Origin of the sequence: Vibrio sp. 2304 (assembly GCF_033339475.1) — a bacterium.
GTDB lineage: Bacteria > Pseudomonadota > Gammaproteobacteria > Enterobacterales > Vibrionaceae > Vibrio > Vibrio alginolyticus.
Genome location: NZ_JAWOUQ010000002.1, coordinates 150,141 through 167,937, shown reverse-complemented (window position 1 = coordinate 167,937; position 17,797 = coordinate 150,141). Strand labels below are relative to the sequence as shown.

13 protein-coding genes are annotated in these 17,797 nt (G+C 44.8%); 5 read left to right on the top strand and 8 right to left on the bottom strand.

Going from position 1 to position 17,797, the window contains the following annotated elements; genetic code table 11:
* Positions 1-145: 145 nt before the first annotated feature.
* The 5 genes from hrpA (at position 146) to R7P64_RS05620 (ending at position 7,968) form a co-directional block, all read left to right on the top strand.
* Positions 146-4,132, top strand: a complete 3,987-nt coding sequence (hrpA, locus tag R7P64_RS05640) for an ATP-dependent RNA helicase HrpA (RefSeq protein ID WP_170893799.1) — start codon at positions 146-148, stop codon at positions 4,130-4,132.
* Positions 4,133-4,314: 182 nt separating this feature from the next.
* On the top strand, positions 4,315-4,794 hold the full coding sequence (locus tag R7P64_RS05635; RefSeq protein WP_021033871.1) for an outer membrane beta-barrel protein: 480 nt from the start codon (positions 4,315-4,317) through the stop codon (positions 4,792-4,794).
* Between the two features lie 199 nt (positions 4,795-4,993).
* Positions 4,994-5,509 (top strand): outer membrane beta-barrel protein, encoded by a 516-nt coding sequence (locus R7P64_RS05630; protein WP_005377661.1) that lies wholly within the window; start codon positions 4,994-4,996, stop codon positions 5,507-5,509.
* 362 nt (positions 5,510-5,871) lie between these two features.
* Complete coding sequence (locus tag R7P64_RS05625; RefSeq protein ID WP_005377659.1) at positions 5,872-7,452, top strand: BCCT family transporter; 1,581 nt, start codon at positions 5,872-5,874, stop codon at positions 7,450-7,452.
* A gap of 126 nt (positions 7,453-7,578) precedes the next feature.
* Positions 7,579-7,968 carry an ATP-binding protein gene (locus R7P64_RS05620; RefSeq protein WP_005377656.1) on the top strand — a complete coding sequence of 130 codons (390 nt, stop codon included), beginning with the start codon at positions 7,579-7,581 and terminating at the stop codon, positions 7,966-7,968.
* Between the two features lie 19 nt (positions 7,969-7,987).
* On the opposite strand, the gene R7P64_RS05615 is transcribed toward R7P64_RS05620, so the two are convergent.
* From R7P64_RS05615 to R7P64_RS05580, 8 genes are all read right to left on the bottom strand, one after another.
* A complete protein-coding gene (locus tag R7P64_RS05615; RefSeq protein ID WP_005377654.1) occupies positions 7,988-8,626 on the bottom strand; it encodes a sugar transferase in 639 nt (212 codons plus the stop codon).
* 10 nt (positions 8,627-8,636) lie between these two features.
* Entirely contained in the window at positions 8,637-9,827 is a 1,191-nt protein-coding gene (locus R7P64_RS05610) for a glycosyltransferase family 2 protein (RefSeq protein WP_318123244.1), read from the bottom strand.
* Positions 9,820-10,938: a glycosyltransferase gene (locus tag R7P64_RS05605; protein ID WP_318123242.1), complete on the bottom strand. Its 1,119-nt coding sequence runs from the start codon at positions 10,936-10,938 to the stop codon at positions 9,820-9,822. Before R7P64_RS05605 ends, R7P64_RS05610 begins: the two co-directional genes overlap by 8 nt.
* 221 nt (positions 10,939-11,159) lie before the next feature.
* The gene (locus R7P64_RS05600) at positions 11,160-12,593 is read right to left on the bottom strand and encodes a chain-length determining protein (RefSeq protein ID WP_318123240.1); all 1,434 of its coding nucleotides are present in this window, start codon (positions 12,591-12,593) and stop codon (positions 11,160-11,162) included.
* Positions 12,590-13,714, bottom strand: coding sequence for a glycosyltransferase (locus tag R7P64_RS05595; protein ID WP_318123238.1), 1,125 nt, complete (start codon positions 13,712-13,714; stop codon positions 12,590-12,592). The genes R7P64_RS05600 and R7P64_RS05595 overlap by 4 nt, the downstream gene beginning before the upstream one ends.
* 115 nt (positions 13,715-13,829) lie before the next feature.
* Positions 13,830-15,194, bottom strand: a complete 1,365-nt coding sequence (locus R7P64_RS05590) for an O-antigen ligase family protein (protein WP_162497020.1) — start codon at positions 15,192-15,194, stop codon at positions 13,830-13,832.
* Positions 15,191-16,621 (bottom strand): lipopolysaccharide biosynthesis protein, encoded by a 1,431-nt coding sequence (locus R7P64_RS05585; protein WP_318123236.1) that lies wholly within the window; start codon positions 16,619-16,621, stop codon positions 15,191-15,193. Before R7P64_RS05585 ends, R7P64_RS05590 begins: the two co-directional genes overlap by 4 nt.
* The gene (locus R7P64_RS05580) at positions 16,614-17,786 is read right to left on the bottom strand and encodes a glycosyltransferase (protein ID WP_005377641.1); all 1,173 of its coding nucleotides are present in this window, start codon (positions 17,784-17,786) and stop codon (positions 16,614-16,616) included. Before R7P64_RS05580 ends, R7P64_RS05585 begins: the two co-directional genes overlap by 8 nt.
* Between the last annotated feature and the right edge of the window lie 11 nt (positions 17,787-17,797).

The following is a 17,797-nucleotide window of genomic DNA, read 5'->3' as shown; positions in this document are numbered from 1 at the left end:
CATTATAAGCAACGTAAGTGAGTTCAAAAGCCTAGCGATTCGCTGAACATGTTCGAAAAAATTGAATGAGCTTTCGGTTATCTTGTTACAGATCTTGTGTGATACAATCCGCGCAGTTTTTGTAATGAAAAGAATAGGAAACGCTTTGACTTCGTCACAGCCCCCAAAAAAGAATCTAGCTGAAGAGCAAGCGACACCGTCAAATGGTGCGCAAAAAGCGACAGCGAAACAAGCTCAAACACCTCAGGCTCAAGTGAATAGCGCGGCATCTCTGCGTAAAGCGCTGAATCAGTGCATGATGCGCGACCGTTTCCGCTTGAGTAAACGTATTTCTGGTGCAAGCAAAATTAAGAAGGACGCAGCGCGTAATGCTGTGTTCGACGAAATCGCATTAGACATCGCAAAATCCATGATGGTTGCAGAGCAGCGCAGCAACTACAAACCAACGATTGAATACCCAGAAATCCTGCCTGTAAGCCAAAAACGCGACGATATTGCGAAAGCGATCGAAGAAAACCAAGTGGTTATCGTCGCGGGTGAAACCGGTTCTGGTAAAACCACTCAGCTACCAAAAATCTGTGCTGAGCTTGGTCGCGGTAAATTTGGCCTGATTGGTCATACTCAGCCTCGTCGTCTTGCTGCGCGTTCGGTTGCTAACCGTATTGCCGAAGAGATGGAAACCAAGCTTGGTGAGTTTGTTGGTTACAAGGTTCGATTCAACGATCAGATCTCTGAAAATACCCAAATCAAATTGATGACGGACGGTATCTTGTTGGCTGAAATTCAGCACGACCGTTTCTTGAATCAATACGACACCATCATTATCGATGAAGCGCACGAGCGCAGCCTCAACATCGATTTCATCTTGGGTTACTTGAAAGAGTTGCTGCCACGTCGTCCTGATTTGAAAGTGATCATCACGTCGGCAACCATCGACCCAGAACGCTTCTCAAAACACTTCAACAATGCACCAATCATAGAAGTATCGGGTCGTACTTACCCAGTAGAAACACGTTACCGCCCACTAAGCGGTGATGACGACAATGATCGTGACCAGCTTGAAGGCATCTTCGAAGCGGTAGATGAACTGTGCGATGAAGGTTTAGGTGACATCCTGATTTTCATGAATGGTGAACGTGAAATCCGTGATACCGCAGATGCATTGTCCAAACGTAATCTGAAGAGCACGGAAATTGTGCCGCTTTACGCGCGTTTGTCGGCAGGTGAGCAGAATAAGATTTTCCAACCTCATACTGGTCGCCGAATTGTACTGGCAACCAACGTGGCAGAAACCTCGCTAACTGTTCCGGGTATTAAGTACGTTATCGACCCGGGTACGGCGCGTATCAGTCGATACAGTTACCGTACTAAGGTTCAGCGTCTTCCAATTGAGCCAGTTTCTCAGGCGAGTGCGAACCAGCGAAAAGGTCGTTGTGGTCGTGTGGAAGAGGGTATTTGTATTCGTCTGTACTCAGAGGAAGATTTTGAGTCACGCCCAGAGTTTACTGATCCTGAAATCCTACGTACCAATCTAGCGTCGGTTATCTTGCAAATGACGGCACTTGGTTTGGGTGATATTCAAGCGTTTCCGTTTGTGGAAGCACCGGATAAACGTAACATCCAAGACGGCGTGCGTTTGCTGGAAGAGCTTGGTGCGATTAACTCTGAGGTAAAAGATCCGAAAAAACGCCTGACTTCCATTGGTCGCCAATTAGCGCGTTTGCCAATCGATCCGCGCTTGGCGCGTATGGTATTGGAAGCGCCAAAATATGGTGCGCTTAAAGAAGTGATGATCATCGCAGCTGCCTTGTCGATTCAAGATCCACGCGAGCGTCCTTCCGACAAACAACAATCTTCAGACGATAAACATCGTCGCTTCTTCCATGAAGAGTCGGACTTCCTGACATTTGTGAATTTGTGGGAATACATCCAAAAGCAGCAAAAAGCCTTGTCTAGCAATCAGTTCCGCAAACAGTGTAAGCAAGACTATTTGAACTACTTGCGCGTTCGCGAGTGGCAAGATGTGTACTTCCAAATTCATCAGTCGATGCGTGAGATGGAATTCAAGCTTAACGATGAGCCCGCTTCTTACCATGGCGTACACAGTGCCATTTTGGTTGGTTTGCTGTCGCACATCGGCATGAAAGACCAAGAAAAGAATGAATATCAAGGCGCTCGTAATGCTCGCTTTCATATCTTCCCGGCATCAGGGCTGTTCAAGAAGCAACCTAAGTGGATCATGTCGGCTGAGCTGGTGGAAACCTCAAAACTTTGGGGTCGCATCATCGCCAAGATTCAGCCAGAATGGATTGAGCCGTTAGCTAAACACCTTATTAAACGCAGTTACAGCGAACCACATTGGTCGAAGAAACGCGCTGCGGTGATGGCGCACGAAAAAGTGATGCTTTACGGCGTACCAATCGTACCGAAACGCTTGGTCAACTACGGCAGTATCGATTCGACCGTAAGTCGCGAAATCTTCATTCGTAGTGCATTGGTTGAGGGTGAATGGGAAACCAAACACGCGTTCTTTAAGCAAAACCGTAAGCTTCTGCAAGAAGTGGAAGAGCTTGAGCATAAATCTCGTCGTCGAGACATCTTAGTGGATGATGATGAGCTGTTTGATTTCTATGACCAACGCGTTGGCACCGAAGTGGTGTCTGGTAAGCATTTCGATACGTGGTGGAAAAAGGCATCTAAAGAAAATCCGGAACTGCTGAACTTTGAAAAAGAGATGCTGTTCAAGGGTGATGCTAGCCATGTGACCGATTTGGATTACCCGAACTTCTGGCATCAAAATGGTTTGAAGCTCAAATTGAGTTACCAATTTGAACCAGGCGATGATAGTGACGGTGTCACAGTGCATTTGCCGTTGCCGATTTTAAACCAAGTTGAACCAGCGGGCTTTGATTGGCAAATCCCTGGTTTGCGCCATGAGCTTGTGGTTAGCTTGATTAAATCGTTGCCAAAGACAATTCGTAAGAACTTTGTACCTGCGCCGAACTATGCCGATGCATTCTTAGCACGCGTCACGCCAATGGAAGCGCCGCTGCTAGATTCATTAGAGAAAGAGTTGCGACGCATGACGGGCGTAGAGGTACTGCGTGAAGACTGGAACTTGGAACAAGTACCTGAGCACTTGAAAGTCACGTTCCGTGCGGTTGATCATCGAAATCGTAAACTGAAGGAACATAAAGACCTTCATGAACTGAAAGAAAGTTTGAAAGACAAAGTTCAAGAAACGCTTTCCAAAGTTGCGGATGACGATATCGAACAGCAAGGTCTGCATACGTGGAGTTTTGGCGAATTGCCGAAAGTGTATCAACAAAAACGTGGCGGCTACGATGTAAAAGCGTATCCGGCGCTTGTTGATACCAAAGACAGCGTTGAAATCAAACTCTACGAAACGGAGTACGAGCAGATAACGGCAATGCGTGCTGGTCAGCGTCGTTTGATTTTGTTGAATGTGCCGTCTCCAATTAAATATTTGCACGCTAACTTACCGAACAAATCGAAGTTGGGGTTGTATTTTAACCCTTACGGCAAAGTGCTTGATCTGATAGATGACTGCATTGCCTGCGGTGTCGATAAGCTTATTGAAGAGCAGGGTGGTTTAGTTTGGGAGCCAGAGAAGTTCGAAGCGTTGAAAGAACACGTTCGTGCTGAATTGGGTGACACCGTTGTAGAGATCGCTCAACAGGTTGAGACTATTCTGACCACGGCGTTTAGCATCAATAAGAAGCTAAAAGGCAAGATCGACTTCACAATGGCGTTTGCTCTGTCCGATATCAAAGCACAAATTGAAGGCTTGATCTTCAAAGGCTTTGCAACGGAATGTGGCTGGAAGCGCTTGCCGGATATTCTTCGCTACATGCGCGCGATAGAGCGCCGTATGGAGAAGTTGCCTATCGATCCAAACAAAGATCGTTTACATATGCTGAAGATTGAATCTGTGACTCAAGACTATAAAGAGTTGCTGAACAAGATCCCGAAAGGTGTGGCTATTCCTGAAAATGTAAAAGAAGTGCGTTGGATGATTGAAGAACTTCGCGTGAGTTACTTTGCTCAACAATTAGGCACTCCTTATCCTGTTTCTGATAAACGAGTCAAAAACGCGATTGATGCTTGCTAATCAACCAGTAAAATAGTGTCAGATTTGTAATTATCGCTTAAGAAGTTGCTGGTACACTAATTGCTAGTAACTCAATAAGCATTATTTTTTAGTTCTGGGAGGCAATAGTTCGCCTCCCTTTATTTGTAGTACCAACGACTGAGTTATGCAGACGTGGGAATAATAAAGAGTAAAGGTAGATGATGAAAAAAACTCTATTAGCAGTGGCGCTACTTGGCGCATCTTCTGCGGCAATGGCGGATTCTTGGATTTACGGTGGTGCAACAGTAGGTCAGTCTGACTACAAAGGTGAGACGGACACATCATACTCTGTTCACGTTGGTACAGGCATTCTACCTATCATTGGTGTTGAAGCTGGTGTAACACAACACGGTGAGTTCAACGTAAATGGTCAAGACACTAAGCTAACTTCTTACTACGCGGCACTTAAGCCAAGCATCGATTTCGGTCCGCTACACGTGTACGCAAAAGGTGGTTTCCATCAGTGGGACAAAAAAGTGAAAGGCGGCAAAGACGATGACGATTTGGACCTAATGTACGGTGTGGGTGCTGAGTACTTCATTTTTGGCCCGATGTCTGTTGGTGCTAGCTACATGAACTACACTGCTGGTAAAGACGATATCAGCACGTTCTCTGTTAACGCAACACTACATTTCCTATAAGCGTCAAGCTTTCTAACACCATATGAAACACACCGGCTTTATGTCGGTGTTTTTTTGTCTGGAAGTCACAAAACAAAAGTTGAACATAAATTATTCACTTTTAGAGTCTTAAAATGCCTATGCTTTCCAATATATAGTGGCGATTAAATGCGCATGTTTGCGTAATGTTTCGCTTAGGAATCGATCAGGAAGGGATAGTATGAAAAAAACACTCTCGTTATTCGCTCTAACGTTGTGCTCAACGTCAGCAATGGCTGACTCTTGGATTTACGCTGGTGGCCAAATTGGTCAGTCCGATATCGACAGCGAAAATGATACAACCTACGGTATTCATGTCGGTACTGGTATTTTGCCGTTCATTGGCATTGAAGCAGGCTACTTTAATCACGGCAAAGTGGATTTATCTTTGAGTGGCAGCAGGGGTAGTGCTGATTTTGATTCATTCTATTTAGCGGCGAAACCTAGTATCGACTTCGGCCCGTTACACGTTTACGCAAAAGGCGGCATCAATGCATTCAACGTTGATTATGACGGTGGACTTAGAAACTTAGACAAAGATGATGGCGTCTCTTACATGTATGGTGTTGGTGCCGAATACTTCTTGCTTGACAATGTGTCTGTGGGCGCGAGTTATCAAGCGTTTGGCGTGGATATTGAAGGCGATAGCGATACCGTTAGCAGCGTAACAGGGAACATCACCTTCCATTTCTTATAACGCTCGCTGGATGAAAGGTTTGCTGATTTGGTTTCGTCGTTAATTGTGAAACCAAATCAGCGGAGGTCTTCTCTATTTGCGCAGTGACTGGCTATGAACTTAAGTCTTTCTTGTGTCTTTTCTAGTCTACAACCTACGACAAAATCAATCGTTAGACCTCATAATTTTTGTGTTGATATTATTTCCCCTTCATCTGTCTCGAATTGAGCTTAAAATGCAATAAATCACGACTTTTTGCAAAAATATGTGATTGCTGCTAAAATTCGTCCCGCTTTAAAACTTTAGAGTTCAAATTAATGGAGGGCGGTATTGGAGTTCTTCTCACCTGAGGGGCGTTTCAAATTCACGTTAAATTTGTATTTATGGATAATGCATTTAAAAAATATAGTATTGATACAACCGATTATCAGGTTGGACAGGATAACGTTCAAAAGTGGGGATTCGATATACATAACCCGGTTTTTGGCATTAGTGCGGGGCTCGTTGTTTTCTGTCTGATTTCACTTCTTCTTGTTGAGCCAACCACTGCTCGAGACGTATTAAACGGTCTAAAAAACGGAATTATCGAACAGTTTGATGCGTTCTTTATGTGGTCGACAAACTTCTTCTTATTGTTCGCCGTTGCTCTTCTTTTTTCTCCGCTAGGTAAAATCCGCTTAGGAGGCAAAGAAGCAACGCCGGATCACTCAACCGTTTCTTGGTTGTCGATGCTTTTCGCCGCGGGTATGGGTATTGGTCTTCTGTTCTGGAGTGTGGCTGAGCCGACCGCGTATTTCACTGATTGGTGGGGAATGCCACTTAACGCAGTACCATACACCGAAGAAGCAAAATCCCTCGCGATGGGTGCCACTATGTTCCACTGGGGTGTACATGGTTGGAGTATTTACGCACTCGTTGCGCTAGCATTAGCGTTTTTTGCCTTTAACAAAGGTTTACCACTTTCATTGCGCGCGGCGTTCTATCCAATTTTTGGTGACCGTGCATGGGGCTGGTTAGGTCACGTTATTGATATCCTTGCCGTTTTGTCGACGCTATTTGGTCTTGCAACGTCGCTAGGTCTGGGTGCTCAGCAGGCGACCAGTGGTATTAACCATGTCTTTGGTCTAGAAGGCGGCATTGGTACACAAATGATTGTGATCACCTTCGTTACCTTTATCGCGGTGTTATCAGTGATTCGTGGCATTGATGGTGGTGTTAAGCTACTGAGTAACGTCAATATGGTGGTTGCGTTTGCGCTGCTTATTTTCATTACCTTCATCACGTTTGATACGGCGTGGAGCTCGCTACGCGACACAACAATGGCTTACATTGAAAATATTATTCCATTGAGTAACCCTCACGGTCGTGAAGATGAAACTTGGATGCACGGCTGGACGGTATTCTACTGGGCTTGGTGGGTATCTTGGTCACCGTTTGTTGGTATGTTTATCGCGCGTGTGTCTAAAGGTCGTACGGTTCGAGAATTCTTATTCGCAGTCATCGTTATTCCTACAGTTGTTACTTTGATTTGGATGTCTGTGTTTGGTGGTATCGCGCTTGACCAAGTGGTGAATAAAGTTGGTGAGCTAGGTGCAAATGGCCTAACTGATATTTCATTGACTCTGTTCCATGTTTACGATGCGCTTCCGTATAGCTCAGTGATTTCAATGCTTTCTATCGTGCTGATTCTGGTATTCTTTATTACATCGTCAGACTCTGGCTCGCTGGTTATCGATAGTATTACCGCCGGTGGTAAGATTGATGCACCAGTACCGCAACGCATTTTCTGGGCGTGTATTGAAGGCGCAATTGCAGCCGTAATGCTTTGGGTTGGTGGTAAAGAAGCCTTGCAAGCATTGCAATCAGGCGTTGTTGCAACAGGGTTGCCGTTTACTTTTGTTCTGCTGTTGATGTGCGTAAGTTTGGTGAAAGGGTTAAGAACAGAACTGCCAGCTTACAAATAAATACAACACGATCCATGATTGAGTTTAAATGCCGAGCCTAATGTGCTCGGCATTTTTTATTTCTACTTTTCTTTTCCAATAATTTCGTTACAGTTTAGGCTTATTTCCACCTCATTAAACTGCATTATGTCACTGGCTAAACTCATTCTTATTCGTGGACTTCCGGGGTCAGGTAAAACAACCTTAGCAAAACAACTGGCAATAGAGCTTGGTGCTAAGCATTTTGAAGCTGACATGTATTTTGAAAATGATGAAGGTGATTATCACTTTGAACCGGTTCAATTACCTCAAGCGCATGAGTGGTGTTTTCAGCAAACTAGAAAGTGGTTGAACAAAGGGAGAGTCGTGATTGTGAGCAATACGTTTGTTCGACATTGGGAGATGAAGCGTTACATGGACTACTGCATGAAGAAGCGCATCGAGGTGGAAATTAAAGTGTGTCACGGAGCGTATCAGAGCATTCATGACGTGCCACCAGCGACGATAGAAAAGATGCGCCGCCAGTGGCAAGAGTGACCGTTACCAGAACCGGAAGTTATTGACCTCGTCCGTCAATCATCACAACGAATGTTTTGCTCATGATTGAAAGGTCCATTGAAATCCAAGAGTAAAACGAACCTAAGCTTAGTGCGTAACTGTGGTCAAACCCAACTTTGCGTCTTACATCTTCAATGCATGCATCATAGCCTTGGTTAACCTGAGCTAAGCCTGTGATACCTGGTAACACGCCATATGTGCGCTCTACAAAATAGGGGATTTCATCTTCCAATTTCTGGTAGAAAGCTGGGCGTTCTGGGCGCGGCCCAATCATCGACATTTCACCTCTCAACACATTAAACAGTTGAGGTAGTTCATCTAAACGCGTTTTGCGTAAAAAGCGTCCTACTGGCGTGATGCGGGGATCATTTTCAGTTGCCCATACTGCGCCAGAGCGTTGCTCTGCATCAATATACATGGTGCGAAACTTCATGATTTGAAAAAGATCCATTTTTTCTGGTGTGCAGCGTCCTACTCGCAATTGGCGATAAATCACAGGGCCTTTCGATGTGGTTTTGATCGCTAGCGCGATAAATGGGAATAGTGGTGCAGTGACGACCAAAATAAGCATTGCAACCAGTACATCAAACGTTCTTTTCGCGTGGCATACATTTGAATCGTAGCGTGAGTTTTTCATGATGCTTTCCTTATTGGTTGACGCGTTTCCAACGTCCATTTTCCATTCCGAGTAAATACTTCATACCGCCGATAAAGTTGGCGAGATGACCAATGACGATGTAGCTAATCAGCTTAAAAGGTTTAATTGTGTTAAGTGTTGGCATCAAGTAAGTGATAAGCGCGATGCTATAAATACCAACTTGTGCGGACAGCATTACTTGAAACAGCGGATTATGTGCCAGTAGTAGTGAGCAAATAAAGCAAACAATCATCAAATAGGGTGTTGCTAAGCGCAGAACCTTTCCCGATAGAAATGCAAAGGCAGTGCCACGATAACGAGGTAACAGTAATTTCTTTAATTGCATGAGCTGCTGCATGTTACCCGCTGAAATTCTTAGGCGCCGCTTGAAATCTGCGTTGTCTGAGCTCTGTTCTAGTTCAAGAGCCAGCATGTTTGGCTCGTAAATAGCGCTATAGCCTCGCAAAACGATTCTCATAGGGAGAATAAAGTCGTCATTAATGGTGCTAACTTCCAGTGGTTCAAATAAGTGAGTTCTGTAAGTGTAAAACGCACCGTGGGAACCAATCGTTGAACCTAACAAAGATTCTTGGTGCTTTACTCGAGACTGGTATTGCCAATACGCCGCTTCACCTTGGTTATCAGTGCTCATTATTTGATATGTTGCGTTAACCACTCCAACGTTCTCATTTTGATAATGCTGACTAGCTAGCAATAGAGAATCGCAAGAAATCAATGCCGACGTGTCACTCAGTGCGGTAATGTCCGAGCTAACATGACGCATTTCTTCGTTGAGTAGGGCAACTTTACCGCGATTGACTTGGTGATCATTAATAATGAACAGAGTATCAGAGCAGATTGCTTCTTGAATTGTCGCTTGAGCAATCTCGGCTGTGTTATCTGTGCAGCCATCACATGCGATCACTACTCTTAATTTATCCCTCGGGTAGTCTAGGCTCGCAAGGTTACGGATCTTCTCTGCTATCCATTGTTCTTCATTGTAGGCGGGCACGATGACAGTAATAGAGGGTAGCTGGCTGTCTGTTTTGGAGGCTTTGTAAGCTCGCTCTACAAATGGTGCTTTGGTTTCGTCTTGCTGTTTTAAAGGAAGCCACTTAAGGAGCAGTGGGTACCCAACGTGATGATAGACAATCAAAAACGCGGATAAACCAAACCCTATAATCCAAAGTAAATCATTCATAGCTAGCCTCCTTGGCCAAACGTGAGTAGCGACTCACCATGTCTCTGATATCAAAGTGTTTGAGAATAAAAGTTCGAGGAGAATGGTGTGATGATTCCAGTTGATGTGATAACGCTTCGGCCAACGAAAACACACGATTTGCTTCAACCAGTGTGCTGTTGTTCGGACAGAGTGTCTCTTTCACGCCACCAACATCGGTTGCGACACAAGGAACGTCACATGCTTGAGCTTCTAGTGTTGAGAGGGGGAAACCCTCTTGAAGCGACGGTAAACAAAATAAATCGAGGCTTTGGTAAAAGCTGGGCATATCATCGACCAAGCCTAAAAAGGTAACGCGATCCTCAAGTTTTAACGTTCTAACTTGTGCTTCCAATTGAGCTCTCTGAGAACCATCTCCAGCAATGGCTAGGTGTGTGTTTGGCGTAAGATGAGAGAAGGCTTCGATAAGCACTTTATGGCCTTTAACTGCTTCTAGACGCCCGGCGACGCCAACCACGATTTTGTCGGTTGGAAGTTCAAACAAGTGTCTTGTTGCCGTTTGGTCACCGCTTTTAAACTTCTGACAGTCAATCCCGTTATGGATAGTACAAACTTTGCGATACTTTAACTTAGTCTGTATTTGATGGGCGACAAAGTTAGCATCGGCAACCACTTGCGGGCGAATCATCGTTAGCAAAAGGGACTGTAGTCGAGCTGATTTTTTGTTATTGAGGTGCCATGCGTCGTGCTCGGTATGAATAACTACAGGTACGTGCGCTAAACGTGCAGCAATACCACCATACAGAAGTGGGCCGATATGATGGGTGTGGACCACGTCTGGTCGCATTCTTTTTATCATTGAAGTCAGTGTAGCGATGGTCTTCCCGCTGAATCCAGGTCTTTTATTAAGAAAGTGCAGTTGGCCTTGGTAGGGCAATAGTTTTTGCCAGCCTTGTAGTGCATGTTCTTTGCTTCCTTCTAAGCTCACGACAAAAACGGAATGGTTTGGCTGCGCAAAACGAAGCATTTCTAGTACGAGCGTTTCTAAACCACCAGGAGCTAAGTGTTGCACGACGTGTAATATCACTTTTTTGCTGTGCTTAGTGTTATTGTGTTTTTGTCTGAATTCCATTTTCAAACCCTCGTTGAGTTCTTTGTTTATTTAGGAATTGCAGACTGCGTGCCAAAAAATTAATCATTTAAAAACAATAAGTTAACATTGATGTTTGTGAGGCTTTATGTTTATTCTCAATTTGAGATTCATATTAGTGGACATGCTATGAGGCTGTATAAGGCAGTAGTAAAAGAAAAGCACTCGCCGACCGAGTGCTTGTAAATGAGTTCTTATGGCGGTTAGTTTCCGTACACTACGTTAGGTAAAGTGGTGATGACAGGAACACCAAGGTGTTTTTCTAATGCTCTTTTAGAGCGGATAGAGTTATCGGCTAACTCTAGTATCGTCGCTAATCCAATGCCTAAACCAGCGCCACCAATAAATCCTAAAATGACAAATACAAAACTAGGTAAGTTAGTTGGAATCGTTGGCGTGAACGGTTCATCAATGATTTTTACGCGCTTATTCTCTTCAAACTCTCCCAAAGAACCCGTTAGTTGGGCCATCTCATAGCGTTCGACGAGTTCATCATACATTTCTCTCTTCACTGCGACGTCACGAGCTAAGCGGTTGATTTCTGTCGCTGTGCTCCCAAATTGGTGCGCATTTCGCTCTAATTCTTGGATCATGTCTCGCAAGCTGTTGGTTTCTTCCGTAAGTGCTTCAAAACGTCCGCGCATCATTTGTAATTGATGTAGTTGGGAGACAAGTAGAGGCTGTGCTTCGCCAAGACTGTTTACTGTGGTATTGCTCGCGATATCCCATAGTTGAGCACTGTTTAATTCTGGTTGTTTAGAGTTCAAGAGTTCCGAGCGTTCCTGCTCCAACCGGTTTAATTCTCGCAACTTACCTTGCACTAAACTATGCGCCTCTGTGTATTTAGCGCGAAGCAGGGTAAGTTCACTACGAATGTCGATGATTTGCTCTTCCAGTTTACCGATAACCGGGTTCGTTTTGGATAGTTGTTGATCCAAACTGCCTAGACTTCGTGAAACACCAGCAAGCTCCGCCTCCTTTTCGGCTAGCGTTTGTTTGAGGCTAGCAAGGCGAGTAAGGCTTTGAGCTTGCATTTCGGGCGTCGCGTCTGAGTAAGTATTTTTATATTCTGCAAAGGCTTGCTCTGCCTTGTCTAGTTCTTCCCTGCGTTTGTTGATGTGGATAGTCAAAAAATGGCTCGAATCTTTAATCGAAGAACGCTCAGGAGCCAAAAGCTGTTCGACAAAATGCTCTCTGACAGACAGCAGCATCGACTCCATTCCTTCTGGTTTACCACTTTGCAATTGAATTTGAATGAAGTCTTTACCGAGTGGCTGAACAGACAGGCGCGACGCGAGATCTTTTATGATGAACTCTTGCTCTTTTGCACTCATCTCGTCATTGATCAACGATTGTTCTTTTGCGACTGAATACAAAACGTGTCGGCTTTTTAGCAGAGTACTGAGTGCGCTCAATCGGTCTTTCAGCATTGTTGAGACGGCAAGGTCTTGAAGGAACGGGTTCATTTTCGCTGTCTCTTGAATAAGCATGCTGGTATGAGCAACATAAGTCGTCGGAACCAGTTTACTTACGATGAAACCCAGCACCGGCAAGACAAGCATAGGAATAACGATCATGTAGCGACGTCTCCAAGCTCCATGTAACAGTACGCTGAGGTTTTCTCTTAAATCGTTCATAGCGCCCTCACTAATTTATCAACTTGGTTGGCTCTTGCTTCCCAGCTTTGCTGTTGAACATATTGCTTTGAGTTTGCCGGGGGTGGGATCAGGTGATCGAGACTGGCACGCACGTCTTCGACATCTTGAACCACATGAAGCATATGTTTGTAGGGCATTAATGCAGGAAATGGTGTGCTGATAACAGGGGTTCCTGTTGCCAAGTACTCAAGAAGTTTAAGCGGATTACATGCCTTGATTTGAGCGTTATCAACAAAGGGCAACCAACTGGCATCCCAGTGTTGGGAGTAACGTGGCAGAGTGTGATGCGCTCTCGGGCCCAGGTAGTATACGTTGCATCTTTGTGGAAGTGGATTATCACTGAACTCGTTAGGGCCGATGAACACGAGATCCCAGTCAGGCGCTTGGTCTGCGACTTGGGCAATTAAGTCGTAATCTAACCATTCAGACAAACTACCATAAAAGCCCAGCACTTTGCGGCCGTTGTCAGGCAAGTCTTTGGCCTTCGGTGCTGGCTCAGAAAACAGACTAACGTTGACACCATGAGGCAAAGTGACGGTTTTATGTGATGGAAACTTGGTGGAGAGCGTATCGCTTGCCGTAAAGATAACGTTGGCCGCATTAACAAGAGTACGTTCGTGCTTTGTTACCGTGTCGTGGTCAACACCAGCTAAAGCGCTAAAGTCATCGCCACAATAGTAAATCAGTCCACGTGGGTTCATTTCTGCACAAACATCGGCAGCAGTCGGGAGCGACGTCCAAAATACAGGCTTATCAAAACCAAGAGCTTGTAATTGTTTGTTGAGTTGGTGTTTCATCATCTTAGCGGCCACTTTTCTTGCTAATGCAGAATTAGGGGCAGGAATGGTGAGCAAGTTGATGATGTGAATGTTTGGGTTTGTTTCAGAGTCCAATGTTGGCTTGTGTGAGCCTACGTTATGAAATACACGAGTGAGTTTGTTTAACGCACGCTGTATGTCTTTAGAATCCAGCTTAGGTTGACGAAGGCCAATGGAGTTCACCCAAAGGATTCGATGGTTCGCTGCTAGTCGCTTGACAATATGCTGAGTGGAAGAGGGTAACCCACCAAAATCTTCTCCAAATACTACGATGTCCGTCATGTGGCTCTCCTTGAGTCTTGGTTATTTGATTACTAATTAAGTGAGTAATCACAATGCGTGCCAAGGAATTAGCCATTTTAAAACAGTGATTTATGGGTTTTGTTTATGTTTGAAACTAGGATTTCTCATTTTGACAGTCACTTTGAACAATTCGGCTAACGACAACTGTTAATGCCGCTAGAATGTAAATTGGCCAAGTGAAACCTTGAGTCAGAAACGTACCTGATACGATGGTACCGATAAGCCCACTTAACACGGCGTTTGCTCCAACAGAGAGGGTGTAATCTGATTTTGGTGTCAACAATGAGATGGAATGCAAAGAGGTGCGGATCAATGACACAATTAAAGTAATGAACACCGCGAGCCCGACAAAACCCGTTTCTGCTAACACGCCAAACCAAGTACTATGGACGGCGTGGTTGATACCATCCCAGTGTGGGCTGTAGAAATAGTAATTAAAGTAAAAGTTATCTAGACCTACGCCAGTCAACGGATGATGCAGCGCCATTTTAAATGCCGCTTCCCACGCATAAAGTCGCCCCATCGCAGAGGCATCTATACCATCCTCAGCGGCTCCCCCCGATTCTCGTCCTGAAATACCAGCGAATGCGTAGAGTACGATCGCTGCGATAGCGCCTAATACCAAGACTAATGTTTTGCTTTTGATGTGTTTAAAAGCAAAGTAGGCAAATACAGACAGTGAACCTAGTAACCCCCCGCGGCTCTGCGTCTCAATGATCGCAAAGAACAAAACCAAACAGGTGATAAGGGCAAAGAGCCTGAGATGCTTGGGGGAATGCTTCTCCATCAATTGACTAACGGTAAAGGCAAGGGGAAACATCAGCACTAGTGCCAAATCGTTAGGATCGCCAAGTACTGAACCTATGGACCGTCCTATCGACACGCGCGTCCCTTCGACTAAATCAATGCCATTCGCTGCGTTTTGTAATGCCACTAAGCCAATCAATAGTCCGGCGAAAATAATTGCTTTTGACATCTGTGCGAGCTGTGAAGGTTTAGTAATAAGCCAGGTGATTGCCAACGTCATAATGATGATTTTCCAATAGGTATTTTTGAACACCGTTATTGCGATATCACGACTGGAAGCGAATATTATTCCGATGATCACCAGACCCCAAAATATACACAGCCACTTTAATGAAGGGTGCCAAAAAGCTGTAATCTGGCGGCTTATAAGAAGGTGAAAGGCGAGTGCGGCGAGTGCCCCCAGTGATAACAGTAATGGGATCTTGAAGTTATAGATAACAGGAAAGGCTTCGTGAATACGAAAGAATGAAAAAATAACGAACAGTGTGACAAGCCAAAACGTTTGATTGAGAACAAACAGTAACGCGAGTGGTGCGAAACACAACGCAACAATCAAAATGGGATGAGGCATAACAACCCAAAGCAGGCCGATACCGACAGTGATCGTCAGTGCTGCGATGGACTGTTTTGTTCTCACCTTGGTTTCATTCATAACGAGTATCTCTTCACCTGTCCACGCCGTTTCACTATGTATCGAGTGAGAGCATTGAGTGTCTCTTTACTCATGTAGCGAGTGGCTATCCATGCCAGCAAACTGCATGTCAAAATGCAAATTGCGATGGCGATGCCTATTGATTGTGAAGAGTGAAGCAGGAACAGTGCCACACCGGATATAATCTGTAATAAAACCATCAGACTGAGGTGAAAAGGCAACGTCATACATTGTTGGCCTACTACATAAGTCAGGCCCAACTTACACAGTTGTGCGTAATAAAGCGCAATGAATACCCCATAAATGCCCAGAGAAGATAAGCCAAACAGCAAAGCAATCGCAACGCACGCAGAGACGAAATTTATACCAAGTAGCCAGCGAGTACGACGCTTGTACAAAATGGAGATGTTAATCAACTCACTCCATTCTTTTAACATGGCGATAGGTAGCAAGAATAAGCTGAATAGTACCGCCTCATGATAGGTTTCTGGCAGTAAGTAGGTGATCATCACCATCGCTAATGTGCCGACCACTACACTCAAACCTGTAATGTAAATCATACCTAAGTGTGTGATGCGCACTGCTTCAGTGTTCTTGCGCCCTTCTAAGTAGTTAAATCGACGTGGCATCCACCACATGCCAAACGGCTGCACTAAAATACACATGCCCACTGCAAATTTTACCGCTATCGCGTAAATCCCTAACGTCGCAAGAGAAGTGTTGGCACCAATGAACCAGCGTTCAGCGCCATTGAGACAAAATGCTACTAAACCGGCCATCATCATTGGTAGGCAGTAGTTTAGGTATTGTTTTGCCAATGTCAGCTTAGGAAGGGTGACATTGTAACGGTTAACTATGTGCAGCCAAACAAATTGAGTAATAGCAGCCAACAAGCCCCCCCACAAAACAGAAATAACATGGGGATGAACAGACAGCGCCGCGACGATAAAAATGACCTGAAAAATGGTGGTAGTGACCATGACGTTAAGCAGTGTTCTTGCTTTGTCGTCTTGTGTTCTTAACCAGGCAGTGCCGATTGCAATACTGCCTTCTAGAACGATGGCAAACATAACAATAGCAAATTCGACTCGCGTAAAAGGCGCGGGAATGGGGGCGATTAAAATGATAGTGAGCAAGCTAAGAGCGACGACGCCAGCGATGAGTAAAGCAAGTGAGTACAGCTGGTTTAGTAGGCTTGTGCGCGTATTTTTATCCTTTTCAACGCCGACGAATCGATAAAGCGCTTCATGCAAAGCGAAACTGACAAACAAGGTCGTAACAACACCAAAAGTTGTTAGAAGCTCAAGCTTGCCCATTTGTTCTGGTGAGAGAAAGTGGGGCAATACAGGCAGCATGATTAGGCTGATGCTTTTATTGATCACTAAGGCGATAGCAAATAGCGTCATGTTGGTCATTGCTTTAGACATGATCATATCCTTTGATGTCTCGCGGTGTCTTGAGTGTGCAATCATTGTTGGTAGCAATTTCGGCAGCAAGGTGCTGGGCGATTGGCAAATAACAACGTTCGGCTGTGTATAGTTGAGAAACATTGAGTGCTTCGATACCCATCGTTACTTTCATCCACGGCGATTCATTCAAAAGGCGAATTGCGTTGTGTAACGAAGCCACATTGTTAGGCGTGTATTTAATACAATTTCGGCCGTGAGTTAACACGCGGTCCCAATAACTATCATCATGTGGAATGACGACACACATACCTGCAGCGAGCGCTTCCAAAATAGATAACCCAAAAGGTTCGTTGAGACTGGTGGAAACAAACACACCACACTGTGAACGCAATTCATCTAAGTTGTTTGGGCACTCATGCCATTCAACACCTTGTGTGTTGAAGTCCGGTGTTGAATATTCCACACCTGCCACGTTAGGTTTGATGTAACACACGGTGGATTTGATCTTTTTCGACTCATCAAGTGTTAAAGCATCAAGCAAAAGATCGATGTTCTTCCATTTTAGTAAGCTAGCTGCCCAGAAAACGCGGCTTGAAATCGGATTCGCTTGTTTTGGCCAGCGATCTTTCGATAATCCATTAACAAACGTAGATGTATTCAAACCGCACCAATAGCGTTCTGTGGCTGGCTTCTCTGTTTTGAGGTAGGCCTGTAATGCTTCTACCATTGATTCGCGGGTGTTTGCCAAGTAGTAAATTGCCGATGCTTTTACTAAGCAGTAGCCAGCAGATCTCGATCGTCCGATAGGGCCATGAACCATCTGTACCACAGGCTTTTTGCTAATCAATCGTAGTAAGTACAAAGGCATATCATTACTTGGGCAAGATAGGCCCAAAAAGCTATCTATTTTTGGCAGCTTCATGCACGCGTAGAGAAGTTGGAGAAAGTAGTAAGCGTTCATCAACCAGTAGGTCAGGCCATGAGTCGAGTTAAATGGTGATGGTTTTATTTTTATAACTTGCACACGCGGTGTATCACTAAGCAGTGACGCCCAATGCTCTGGATTTGTAGTGAGTAGATAACCAATCACGTTCAGCTTATCGCACTGCTTAAGGAGCTCTGCATTCGCGATTTTGGATCCACCTTGCATTGGGATGGCGTCGAACATCAATACACGTTTCATGACCGGGCTCC

Coding starts and splice junctions, on each gene's coding strand:
- R7P64_RS05615 (WP_005377654.1), bottom strand. CDS start 8,626: ATGAAAAACTCACGCTACGATTCAAATGTATGCCACGCGAAAAGAACG.
- R7P64_RS05625 (WP_005377659.1), top strand. CDS start 5,872: ATGGATAATGCATTTAAAAAATATAGTATTGATACAACCGATTATCAG.
- R7P64_RS05585 (WP_318123236.1), bottom strand. CDS start 16,621: ATGTCTAAAGCAATGACCAACATGACGCTATTTGCTATCGCCTTAGTG.
- R7P64_RS05590 (WP_162497020.1), bottom strand. CDS start 15,194: ATGAATGAAACCAAGGTGAGAACAAAACAGTCCATCGCAGCACTGACG.
- R7P64_RS05605 (WP_318123242.1), bottom strand. CDS start 10,938: ATGGAATTCAGACAAAAACACAATAACACTAAGCACAGCAAAAAAGTG.
- R7P64_RS05635 (WP_021033871.1), top strand. CDS start 4,315: ATGAAAAAAACTCTATTAGCAGTGGCGCTACTTGGCGCATCTTCTGCG.
- R7P64_RS05620 (WP_005377656.1), top strand. CDS start 7,579: ATGTCACTGGCTAAACTCATTCTTATTCGTGGACTTCCGGGGTCAGGT.
- R7P64_RS05580 (WP_005377641.1), bottom strand. CDS start 17,786: ATGAAACGTGTATTGATGTTCGACGCCATCCCAATGCAAGGTGGATCC.
- R7P64_RS05595 (WP_318123238.1), bottom strand. CDS start 13,714: ATGACGGACATCGTAGTATTTGGAGAAGATTTTGGTGGGTTACCCTCT.
- R7P64_RS05610 (WP_318123244.1), bottom strand. CDS start 9,827: ATGAATGATTTACTTTGGATTATAGGGTTTGGTTTATCCGCGTTTTTG.
- R7P64_RS05630 (WP_005377661.1), top strand. CDS start 4,994: ATGAAAAAAACACTCTCGTTATTCGCTCTAACGTTGTGCTCAACGTCA.
- R7P64_RS05600 (WP_318123240.1), bottom strand. CDS start 12,593: ATGAACGATTTAAGAGAAAACCTCAGCGTACTGTTACATGGAGCTTGG.